We start from the raw sequence: 9,954 nt of genomic DNA on the forward strand, positions 1-9,954 counted from the left end.
TGACACGAACTCCACACCTTCAGCCGACATCCCCCTCATCTCCCCGTTGCGCACGCAACGGGTCCCTTTTTCTCCCGCTGAAGGAGCGGGAGAAGACGAAGGCACGCGGTGTTCCGCGGCCTTTATCCGGCGGCGAAGCGGTTTCTGTGACTACTTCACCGCCCCCGAGGTCAATCCCTTCACGATATAGCGCTCGAGGAAGATGCCGATGACGATCAGCGGCAGGATGGCGGCGGATGAGAGTGCGGCCATCGACCACCACGATATCCCCTGAGAGCCCGTCTGGCTCGCCACCATCACCGGCAGCGTCTTGGCATAGCTCGAGGTGAGAAGTGCCGCGAAGAAATATTCGTTCCAGCACAGGATGACGGAGAGGATGAAGGCTGCCACCATGCCGGGAAGCGCGATCGGCAGGATGATGCGGAAGAAGGCGCCCCAGGTGGAGCAGCCATCCACGAGGGCCGCCTGCTCCAGCTCCTGCGGAATGGTGTCGAACTGGTCCTTCATGATCCAGATGACAATGGGCAGCACCGACAGCGTGTAAATGAGGATCAGCCCCACCATCGAGTCGAGCAGCGCCAGTTCCTTGTAGAGCACGAGGAACGGCATCGCGAGCACGACAGGCGGCAGGATGAGTTGCGACAGAAAGAAGAACGAGATGTCGCGGTTCCTCCAGATTTTCCAGCGATAGGAAAAGCGGCTTAATCCGTAGGCCGCCATGGAGCCCAGGATCAGCGCCAGCACGGAGGCGCCAACGGAGGCCTGGATCGAGTTCCAGAAGCGCTTGATGAATTCGGCGCGCGGCGTCGATTCGGTGAGGATCGTGTCGGGCGAGAGGCCGATGGCGCGCAGGCCCAGCCAGTTGGGCGTATAGTCCACCCAGGGGATGATGTTGCCCAGCTGCACGTCCTTCGCCACCTTGAAGGTGGTGGTGAAGGTCCAGAAGATCGGGAACAGCGCGATGACCGTCCAGAGAATGAGCGCGGCGTAGATAAGGGTCCGCTTCAGGGCATGGGGCATCACACCGCCCTCTGCATGTAGCGGCTGGTGAATTTGAGCAGCAGCGCCACGAAAATGATGATGAGGATCAGATAGACCTCGGCGATCATCGTGCCATAACCGACGTTGGAGCGGTCCTTGTAGACGCGGAAGATGTAGCTTGAGATCGTGTCGGTGGCGCCGCCCGGTCCGCCGGCCGTGGTGTTGATCACGATGTCGGCGAGCTTCAATTGGAAGATGACGCGCAGCACGATCGTGGTGACGGACACCGGCAGCATCAGCGGGAAGGTGATCTGCCAGAAGCCCTGCCAGCCGGTGGCGCCGTCGACCTTGGCCGCCTCCTGCACGTCCTTGGGCAGCGCCTGGAGCCCTGCGAGGATCATGATCATCATGAAGGGGATCCACACCCAGGCATCCATCAGCGCGATGGTGGTCTTGGCAAGCCAGGGCGAGGTGAGCAGGGTGGGCTGGCTCCAGCCCAGTTCGCGCAGCAGGTTGGTGACGGGGCCGAAGCGGTATTCCAGCATCGATTTGCCGATCATCCAGCTCACCGCCACGGGCGACAGCATGAAGGGCAGGAGGAAGGCGACGCGGAAGAATTTCTGCGCCTTGATGCCGGCGTTGAGCAGCATGGCAAGGCCAAAGGCGATCGCATATTGCACGGTCACGGTGGCCACATAGAACACCATGTTGCCGAGCGCGTTCCAGAAATAGGGGTCTCCGATCAGTTGCCGGAGGTTGTCGAGCCCGTTGAAGCTGCGCCCGCCGGCGGACTGCAGGTTCCAGTCGGAAAACGCGATGTAGAAGCCGAAGAAGGTGGGGAAGATGACGAGCGCCAGGGTGAAAAACAGGGCCGGCAGCACGAACACCGCGCGCCAGCCCGCCTCGCCGTCGCGCAGCACGAGGCCCGAGCAGAAGGCGGCGCTCCATAGGATGTAAGCGATGAACACCGGCTGCCAGTTGGCGAAACCCCAGGAGAGATAGCCCATCGCATAAAGAAGCTGGACGGCCGCAATCGCGCAGAGCAGCAGCGTTGCGCCGCGGATCAGCAGGGTCCCCAGGCGCCGGCGCTTCGGCGGGACATGCTGCTCGACGGCCTCGATGCCGGATGCGGTGGAAACGGAATTCATGCTGCGGAAGCCGCGCCTTTCGGAGAAACAAAAAGGGCCGGCAGCATGGTGCGCTGCCGGCCCCGGACCGCGGCTTACATGCCGAGCGATTTCTTGTAGAGCTTGATCTGGTTTTCGCGGCCGAGCTGGTCGGTGCGCTTCTCCCAGGCGGCGGCGATGGCGTCCGCGCCCGCCTGCGCCGTCATCTTGCCGGCGTAGATGCTGGAGAGAATATCCTCGGCTTCCGAATAATACTGGAAGATGCCGGGGATGCGCGGCTCGATCGCGGCATTGGGGTGGTTGTAGGAATTGGCCTGCGAGGCGAGATAGTTCGCGATGAACTTCTCGTCATAGCCCGCGCCCACCCACTCCGGAATGTTGAAGTGGCTCTGGCGGTAGGGCTGGAAGCCTGACGGATAGGCCGCCATCCACAGCGATATGTCCTTGCCGCCCAGATGCGCGGCGAGCGACCAGGCCGCCTTCTGCTTCTTCGGGTCGGAATCGACGCGGGCCATCACATAGATGCCCCAGCCGATATAGGCCATGTTCGGCGCGTAGTTCGGGCCTGACGCAAGCGTCTCCCACTTGCCGGCGGCATGGTTGTAGACGTCCGGCGAGCCGGGCAGGATGTCGAAGGCCGTCTTGCCCTGGATGACGGAGCTGTCGTTGGTGTTGACGTTCGAGCCGATGTCGCCCCACCAGGAGAGCATGGAGCCCGTTCCGGCGAGGAACTGCTGGAAGCCCGTGGTGCCGGGGTCGGCGTTGAGCTGGTCGGCCGGCTCAAAGGGCAGGCAGTCCAGCACGTCCCGAATGGCGCGCACCCAGCCCGGGTTGTTGACCATCGGCTTCATCGTGTCCTGCTCGAACAGGAAGGCCTTGGAGTCCGGATGCTTCACATAGGCCGTGGCGCGGCTTCCGAGGAAATAGAAGCCGAAGCCGCCCCAGCCCTTAGCGGGGTCCAGATAGCCATAAAGGTCCTGGCCGTCGATCTGCTTTCCTTTCAGGAACTTGGTCGCGGCATTGACGTCCTGCCAGGTGCGCGGCGCCTTCCAGTCGCCCTGGCCGCCGGCCTTCTTCCACTCCTCGGCAAGAGCGGCGTTCTCGAACACGTCGGACCGGTAGTTGAAGTTATGGCAGTCGCCGTCGCAGGAGACGCGATAGGTCTTGCCGTCCCAGGTGCCGACGGGGGCCTTGAGGTAACCGACATAGTCGTCCATGTCGATCTGCTTGGCCACCCAGTCCGGCATCTCGGAGGCAAGGCCCTTGCCGCAGACGTCGCCCTCGAAGGGAGCGCCCATTTCAATGACGTCGAAGTCCACCGTGCCGGTGGCGATCGACTGCTGCAGGCGGGCGTTGTAGTCGGCCTGCGCCAGGTCGATCCAGTTGATGGTGGCGCCGGTGTAATCCGCCCAGGCCTTGGACAGGCCGCGGAACAGCACGTTATGGACGTTCTGGTTGTTGAGCCCCATGAACGACAGTTCGACGCCCTTGAACTCGCCCTCCTGCACGTTCTGCTTCGTCGGGCCAAGGGTCATCTCGCCGACCTTCTGCCAGTCGGCATCCGTCGGCTGGCCCTTGCCCACGCCGGGGATCCTCAGGATGGCGGCGCGCAGGTCATCCTGCGCGAAAGCGGTGGAAACGTTCAGCGCCGGGCCGCCCACGGCGGCCATGGCGGCCGCCCCGGCCGCGCCCTTCAGCATGGCGCGGCGGCTCAGCATGTAGTTGTAAATATCTGTTCTCATGTCCTTGGGTCCTCCCTAAGAGCGTCCGTTGCAGGTTGTGGCGATATTTCTCCCGGCTGCCTGGCTTGTTTCAGGAAGCCCGCAGGGGTCGTGGTGGAACGCTGCGCCGACTATGCAACAGCGATTTGCAATGTCAACGAAGGGCAGGCGCGAAACACGCCTGCCGGTCACAACTTGTCGTGCACCGCAATATGTGCAGCGCACAAGCCGTTATACTCCTCTCGCTCATCATGCCCGGGCTTGTCTCGGGCATCCTTTTCCCGGCCGCCAGAAAAGGATCGCCGGGACACGCCCGGCGATGATGAACTCTGGGAAAGCCCGCACGGACGATTACGCTATCCGCTGCCCTGTCTTCGCATCAAAGAGATGCACCAGCGAGGGATCGGGCGACATGGCGATCGCCTCCCCCGGCGCCACGTTCACGCGTTCGCGGAACACGCCGGTGATCTTTTCGCCCGCCAGCTTCGCCACCACCTGCGTTTCGGAGCCGGTGGGCTCGATCACCGTCACCTGCGGGCGGAGCTCGCCCCCCAGCACCAGATGTTCCGGCCTTATGCCATAGACCGCCGCGCGCCCATCGGAACCGGCCGGGGCTGACGCGAGCGGCAGCTTCGTGCCGTCCGCCGCCTCGAAATGCGGCGCGGCCCCGCCGCGGATCGTGCCCCTGAACATGTTCATGGCGGGCGAACCGATGAAGCCCGCGACGAAGAGGTTCACCGGCCGGTCATAAAGCTCCAGCGGCGAGCCCATCTGCTCCACGATGCCGTCATGCAGCACCACGATTCTGTCGGCCATGGTCATGGCCTCCACCTGGTCGTGGGTGACGTAGATGGTGGTGGTTTTCAGCCGCTGGTGCAGTTCCTTGATCTCGGCGCGCATCTGCACGCGCAGCTTGGCATCGAGGTTGGACAAGGGCTCGTCGAACAGAAACACCTGGGGTGCTCTCACAATGGCGCGGCCCATGGCCACGCGCTGGCGCTGGCCGCCCGAAAGCTGGCGCGGATAGCGGCCGAGATAGGGCATGAGGTCGAGGATTTCGGCCGCGCGCCTCACCCGGGCGTCGATTTCGGCCCTGGGCGTTTTCCTCAGCTTCAGCGCGAAGCCCATGTTCTCCGCCACCGTCTTGTGCGGGTAGAGCGCATAGTTCTGGAACACCATGGCGATGTCGCGGTCCTTGGGCGGCAGGCCGTTCACCACTTTCTCGCCGATCCTGATGGCGCCGCCGTTGATCTCCTCCAGACCCGCGATCATGCGTAAGAGCGTGGACTTGCCGCAGCCCGAAGGGCCGACGAGCGCCACGAACTCGCCGTCGGCGATGGGGATCGACACGCCATGGATCACCGCCTGCTCGCCATAGCTTTTGCGCACGTCAATGATGTCGACCGAAGCCAAGTCCCGTCCCCCTGAGAGTGCGGGGTCTTGCGCCCCGCTCGTCGGGTGTGGAGAGTAAGGCAGGTTTCGAAGCCCGTCGAGTGCCTCGTGAGGACCGCCCATGCGCTATGAAATGATGCTCCCCCACCAGATCCGCGCGGCCATTGCCGCCAACACTCCGGTCGTGCTGCCGCTCGGCGTTCTCGAATATCACGGCGAGCACATGGCCGTGGGCATGGATACGCTCGCCGTCACCCGCGCGCTGGACCTCATCGAGAAGGAAGCGGAGCTCGTCATCCTGCCGCCCTTCTATTATGGCGCGGCGAGCTATGCGGTGGAGCCGCCGGAAGGCACGGGCTCGGTGCAGGTCGATTCGACCGCCCTCCACCCCTTCGCGCGCGAGCTGTTCACCGGTCTCCTGCGCGTTGGCTTCCGCAATATCCACGCCTTCATCCATCACCAGACGGAGAACTTCGCCACCGGCATGCCCACTGATCTTGCCTTCAAATTCGGGGCGCGGCAGTCCATCTTCGCCTTCCTCGAGAAGACGCGCGGCGAGGGCTGGTGGGGCGATGCGAAGATGGCGGATTACTATGCGCAGCAGGCGGGGGGCAGCGATCCCTTCAACTGGATCAAGATCCACCCGCTGATGACGCGCGAGACGATGGGCCTATATCCCTTCGATCATGCGGGCGAGGGCGAAACCTCGCTGATGCTCAACCTGTGCCCCGAGGCCGTCGACATGGCGAAGCTCGATGACGCGCGCTGGTACACCGCCACGGCGCGCCAGGCTTGCGAGGAAACCGGCGCCCGCGGGCGCGACCTCATCCTCGCCCACATGCGCCGCGTTCTGGGCCTGCCGCCCCGCGATTGACGCAGCCGGCCGTTCAGTCCCGTTGGAAAACAGTCGCCCTGCCACGGCTTTCGCGATAAGCGCTCGGCATGGCCACGCCACCCGATTTCGACATCTTCCTGATGGCCCCGCCGGGGCTCGAAACTGCTCTCTACGATGAAGTGCGCCAGCACCGCTTCAAGGCGGCAAAGCAGGTGGCGGGCGGCGTTCAGATCAAGGGCACATGGAAGGACGTGTGGCGCGCCAATCTCGAGCTCCGCGGCTGCGGCCATGTGCTGGCGCGCATCGGTTCCTTCCGCGTCACGCACCTCGCACAGCTTGACAAACACGCGCGGCAATTTCCCTGGGGCAACGTGCTGCGCAGGGACGTGCCGGTGCGCGTCGAGGCCAGCTGCTCGCGGTCGAAAATCTATCACTCGGGCGCTGCCGCCCAGCGCATCGCGCGCGCCATCGCGGAGGAATTCGGCGCGGCCATCGACGAAGCGGCGGACGTCGCCGTCAAGGCCCGCATCGAGGATGACCTCTGTACACTGAGCATCGACAGTTCGGGCGAGTCCCTGCACAAGCGCGGCCACAAGCAGGGTGTGGGCAAGGCGCCCTTGCGTGAAACGCTTGCGGCTCTCTTCCTGCGCCATTGCGGCTTCACGGGAGATGAGCCGGTGGTGGACCCGATGTGCGGCTCCGGCACCTTCGTCATCGAGGCCGCCGAAATCGCGGCCAATCTCAATCCCGGCCGCACCCGCCATTTCGCCTTCGAGAAGCTCGCCACCTTCGATGCCGTGGCGTGGGAAAGGATGAAGGCCGCGGCCCAACCGCGCGTTCCGTCCGTCTCCTTCTTCGGCAGCGACCGCGATGCGGGCGCGATCCGCATGGCAACGGAGAACGCGAAGCGCGCCGGGGTCTCCGCCTTCACGCAGTTCAAGCAGCAGCCGGTCAGCGATTTCGTGCCGCCGCAAGGCCCGCCCGGCCTCGTCATCGTCAACCCACCCTATGGCGCGCGCATCGGCGACAGGAAGCCGCTCTTCGCGCTCTACGGCGCACTGGGCCAGGTGCTGAGAGAGCGCTTCTCCGGCTGGCGCGTTGGTCTCGTCACCACGGAGGCATCATTGGCGCGGGCGACCGCCCTGCCATTTCTTCCGACCGCGCCGCCCGTCCTCCACGGCGGCCTGCGCGTAATGCTCCACCGCACGGCACCGCTTCCCTGAAGCGTCCTCGCGCGTCCTTTCCCGCTGAAGGACCGGAATTGGACTAAAGTCCTACAGAGCATGATCCGCAAAAATAGAACCGCTTTTGCGACAAGATCATGCTCAAGCATATATCTGGCGCATGTTCCGTTTCTGAAGTTTTGTCGATTTGATTTTGTCTGAGGCAGAAACGTTTGATGGCGGCGAGTATGTCATCTGCGGACTTTGTCCATACAAAGGGTTTGGGCTTTTCGTTATGTGTTTTGATGAAGGTGAGGATGTCGTCTTCCAATGCGGCTGTGGAGTGGTGAATGCCTCTGCGGATGCAGTCGTTGGTGATGAGGGCGAAGAAGCGCTCGACCTGATTGATCCAGGATGCTCCGGTTGGCGTGTAGTGGACATGCCAGCGCGGGCGTTTGACGAACCAGTTGCGGATCAGGGCCGTCTTGTGGGTTGCATAGTTGTCCATGACGATGTGAACGTCGAGATTGGGCGGGACCTGGGCTTCGATCCGATCAAGGAATGCGCGGAATTCGTCGGCGCGATGACGCGGGAAGCACCGCCCGATCAGCGCCCCTCTGGCAATGTCGAGTGCGGCGAACAGGGAGGTGGTTCCATGACGGCGACAGAGCATTTTCGACGGTCAACCGGTGTCCACTTGACCTGAAAATGCTTTAGGATGAGCAGCGGAAGCCTGTGAGCCGCAGCGGGGGACGCCCATGCCGAAATTTGCCGCCAATATTTCGATGATGTTCACCGAGTGGGATTTCCTCGACCGCTTCGCCGCAGCCGCCGGCCATGGCTTCACCGCGGTCGAATTTCTGTTTCCCTATGCCTTTCCGGCGGAGGAGATTGCCCGCCGCCTTGAGGCCTCGCGGCTCACCCCGGCGCTGTTCAACCTGCCGCCGGGAGACTGGGACAAGGGCGATCGCGGCCTTGCCTGCCGGCCGGAGCGCGCGGCGGAGTTCCGCGCTTCGCTGGAGCGGGCGATACCCCATGTCAGGGCCACCGGCGTCAGGCGCCTGCACCTGATGAGCGGCCATGGCGACCGCAAAGACCCGCATGCGCTGGCGGCCTACAAGGCGGCGATCCGCCATGCCTGCGCCACCGTAGGTCCACTCGGCATCGACATTCTCATCGAGCCGATCAACGGGCGGGACATGCCGGGCTATTTCCTCAACGATTTCACCTTCGCGGCGGAGCTCATCGGCGAGCTGGCGCTGCCCAATCTCAAGCTCCAGTTCGACATCTATCACCGCCAGATCCTGCATGGCGACGTGACCAGGGGGCTCGATGCAATGTTGCCGTTCACCGGTCATGTGCAGGCCGCCTCGGTGCCGATGCGCAACGAACCCTGCACCGGCGAGCTGGACGATGCGCGGATCTTCCGCCACCTCGATCAGCTTGGATATGGAGGCTACGTGGGCTGCGAATACCGCCCCGCGGCGGGCACCGCGGAAGGGCTCGGCTGGTTCCGGAATGCCTGAGGGCCACACCATCCACCGCGCCGCGCGTGACCAGCGGCCGATGCTGGTGGGCCAGGCGCTGGACGTGTCTTCGCCGCAGGGCCGCTTCATGGCTGGCGCGGCGCGGCTCGATGGACGGCGCTGCACTGGCATCGACGCCCATGGCAAGCACCTGCTCTATCGCTTCGGCGAACTCAGCCTGCATATTCACCTTGGACTTTTCGGACGCTTCCGCTGCGCCAGGCGCCCCGCGGCGGAACCGAAAGGTGAAGTGCGCGTGCGCATGATGAGCGGCACGCATACCGTCGACATCAACGGCCCGAACAGCTGCGAAGTGCTGGACACGGGCGGGGCCGCGGCCCTGGTGAGCCGCATCGGGCCGGACGTGCTGCGCGCCGATGCAGATCCCGAACGCGCATGGCAGCGCATTTCGAGAAGCCGCGCATCCATCGGCCAGCTCATCATGGACCAGTCGGTGATGGCGGGGATCGGCAACATCTACCGCAGCGAGATTCTGTGGCGGCAACGCATCCACCCGGATCGTCCGGGCAGCCTCCTACCGCGCGAGGCCTTTGACCGAATCTGGGCCGATGCCGTGTCGCTGCTCACCCTCGGCGTCAAGTCCAACGCCATCATCACGGTCGATGGAATGAAGAAATCGAAAAGCCGTTATGGCGAACGTGTGAACATCTTCGCCAAGGACGCCTGCCCCGCCTGCGGCGGGCCGATCACCGCCTTCGAGATCGCAGGCCGCCGCGCCTTCGCCTGTACCGCCTGTCAGCCGAAACCTTAAGCCAGGCGTGTGCTGACGGTCGCCGTGGCGACCAGTTCGTCGAGCAGCGCCAGGGTGGCGGAGCCGGAGCTGGCGAAGGGATCGAGCACGGCGCGCTCCCCGTATTTCAGCAGCAGGCCGGGATTGACCTTGGAGAGGTCGACGTGGCCCATGGTCCAGTTGCAGAACTTGCGCTCGCGGATTTCGTCGAAAGCGAGGAGGCGCACATGGGTGTGGCGACCGTCGCGGACGATGGCGTTGTAAAGCTCGCACACCTCGTCGCGCCCGCCTTCCAGCACCTGGATGAAGACGTCGCCGCTGTAGCAAAGGATTCCGGTGATCCCGCTCGCCGGGTTGTGGCCGCGCGACTTTTCGAGGATGTCCTCCACCATCGCGCTGGTGAGGCTCGTGGCGGCGCGGCTGGCATAGACACAGCGGACGATCATCTTGAAATTCAA

Annotated in this window: 9 protein-coding genes and 1 pseudogene; 4 read left to right on the forward strand and 6 right to left on the reverse strand. The window is 64.0% G+C overall.

All coding sequences use genetic code 11. The features are described from left to right. Positions 1–150: 150 nt before the first annotated feature. The 4 genes from IOC69_RS09760 to ugpC all read right to left on the reverse strand — a co-directional run bounded on the left by IOC69_RS09760 (position 151) and on the right by ugpC (position 5,242). Positions 151–1,020: a carbohydrate ABC transporter permease gene (locus IOC69_RS09760; protein WP_290543359.1), complete on the reverse strand. Its 870-nt coding sequence runs from the start codon at positions 1,018–1,020 to the stop codon at positions 151–153. Then, complete coding sequence (locus tag IOC69_RS09765; RefSeq protein WP_290543360.1) at positions 1,020–2,129, reverse strand: carbohydrate ABC transporter permease; 1,110 nt, start codon at positions 2,127–2,129, stop codon at positions 1,020–1,022. Before IOC69_RS09765 ends, IOC69_RS09760 begins: the two co-directional genes overlap by 1 nt. 74 nt (positions 2,130–2,203) lie before the next feature. Next, positions 2,204–3,850 (reverse strand): sugar ABC transporter substrate-binding protein, encoded by a 1,647-nt coding sequence (locus IOC69_RS09770; protein ID WP_290543361.1) that lies wholly within the window; start codon positions 3,848–3,850, stop codon positions 2,204–2,206. 330 nt (positions 3,851–4,180) lie between these two features. Continuing rightward, a complete protein-coding gene (gene ugpC, locus IOC69_RS09775) occupies positions 4,181–5,242 on the reverse strand; it encodes a sn-glycerol-3-phosphate ABC transporter ATP-binding protein UgpC (protein WP_290543362.1) in 1,062 nt (353 codons plus the stop codon). A gap of 100 nt (positions 5,243–5,342) precedes the next feature. On the opposite strand from ugpC, the gene IOC69_RS09780 reads away from it, so the two are divergent. Together IOC69_RS09780 and IOC69_RS09785 are read left to right on the forward strand one after the other, a co-directional pair. Continuing rightward, positions 5,343–6,095: a creatininase family protein gene (locus IOC69_RS09780; RefSeq protein WP_290543363.1), complete on the forward strand. Its 753-nt coding sequence runs from the start codon at positions 5,343–5,345 to the stop codon at positions 6,093–6,095. A 68-nt stretch (positions 6,096–6,163) separates the two neighbouring features. Continuing rightward, positions 6,164–7,279, forward strand: coding sequence for a class I SAM-dependent RNA methyltransferase (locus IOC69_RS09785; protein WP_290543364.1), 1,116 nt, complete (start codon positions 6,164–6,166; stop codon positions 7,277–7,279). A 43-nt stretch (positions 7,280–7,322) separates the two neighbouring features. Here IOC69_RS09785 and IOC69_RS09790 read toward each other — a convergent pair. After that, positions 7,323–7,880, reverse strand: a pseudogene (locus IOC69_RS09790) (IS630 family transposase); the annotation flags it as partial. Positions 7,881–7,977: 97 nt separating this feature from the next. Between IOC69_RS09790 and IOC69_RS09795 the strand changes: the two are divergent. Beyond that, the gene (locus IOC69_RS09795) at positions 7,978–8,745 is read left to right on the forward strand and encodes a TIM barrel protein (RefSeq protein ID WP_290543365.1); all 768 of its coding nucleotides are present in this window, start codon (positions 7,978–7,980) and stop codon (positions 8,743–8,745) included. Further along, entirely contained in the window at positions 8,738–9,517 is a 780-nt protein-coding gene (locus tag IOC69_RS09800) for a DNA-formamidopyrimidine glycosylase family protein (protein WP_290543366.1), read from the forward strand. The genes IOC69_RS09795 and IOC69_RS09800 overlap by 8 nt, the downstream gene beginning before the upstream one ends. On the opposite strand, the gene IOC69_RS09805 is transcribed toward IOC69_RS09800, so the two are convergent. Then, the coding region (locus tag IOC69_RS09805; RefSeq protein ID WP_290543367.1) for a BLUF domain-containing protein at positions 9,514–9,954 on the reverse strand (441 nt) is incomplete at its 5' end. The genes IOC69_RS09800 and IOC69_RS09805 overlap by 4 nt on opposite strands.

Source organism: Aestuariivirga sp., from assembly GCF_020252405.1.
Classification (GTDB): Bacteria; Pseudomonadota; Alphaproteobacteria; order Rhizobiales; family Aestuariivirgaceae; genus Aestuariivirga.

Bases quoted from the DNA above. Each gene is read 5' to 3' on its own strand.
- IOC69_RS09760 (WP_290543359.1), bottom strand. From the start codon at position 1,020: ATGCCCCATGCCCTGAAGCGGACCCTTATCTACGCCGCGCTCATTCTC.
- IOC69_RS09765 (WP_290543360.1), bottom strand. From the start codon at position 2,129: ATGAATTCCGTTTCCACCGCATCCGGCATCGAGGCCGTCGAGCAGCAT.
- IOC69_RS09770 (WP_290543361.1), bottom strand. From the start codon at position 3,850: ATGAGAACAGATATTTACAACTACATGCTGAGCCGCCGCGCCATGCTG.
- IOC69_RS09780 (WP_290543363.1), top strand. From the start codon at position 5,343: ATGCGCTATGAAATGATGCTCCCCCACCAGATCCGCGCGGCCATTGCC.
- IOC69_RS09785 (WP_290543364.1), top strand. From the start codon at position 6,164: ATGGCCACGCCACCCGATTTCGACATCTTCCTGATGGCCCCGCCGGGG.
- IOC69_RS09795 (WP_290543365.1), top strand. From the start codon at position 7,978: ATGCCGAAATTTGCCGCCAATATTTCGATGATGTTCACCGAGTGGGAT.
- IOC69_RS09800 (WP_290543366.1), top strand. From the start codon at position 8,738: ATGCCTGAGGGCCACACCATCCACCGCGCCGCGCGTGACCAGCGGCCG.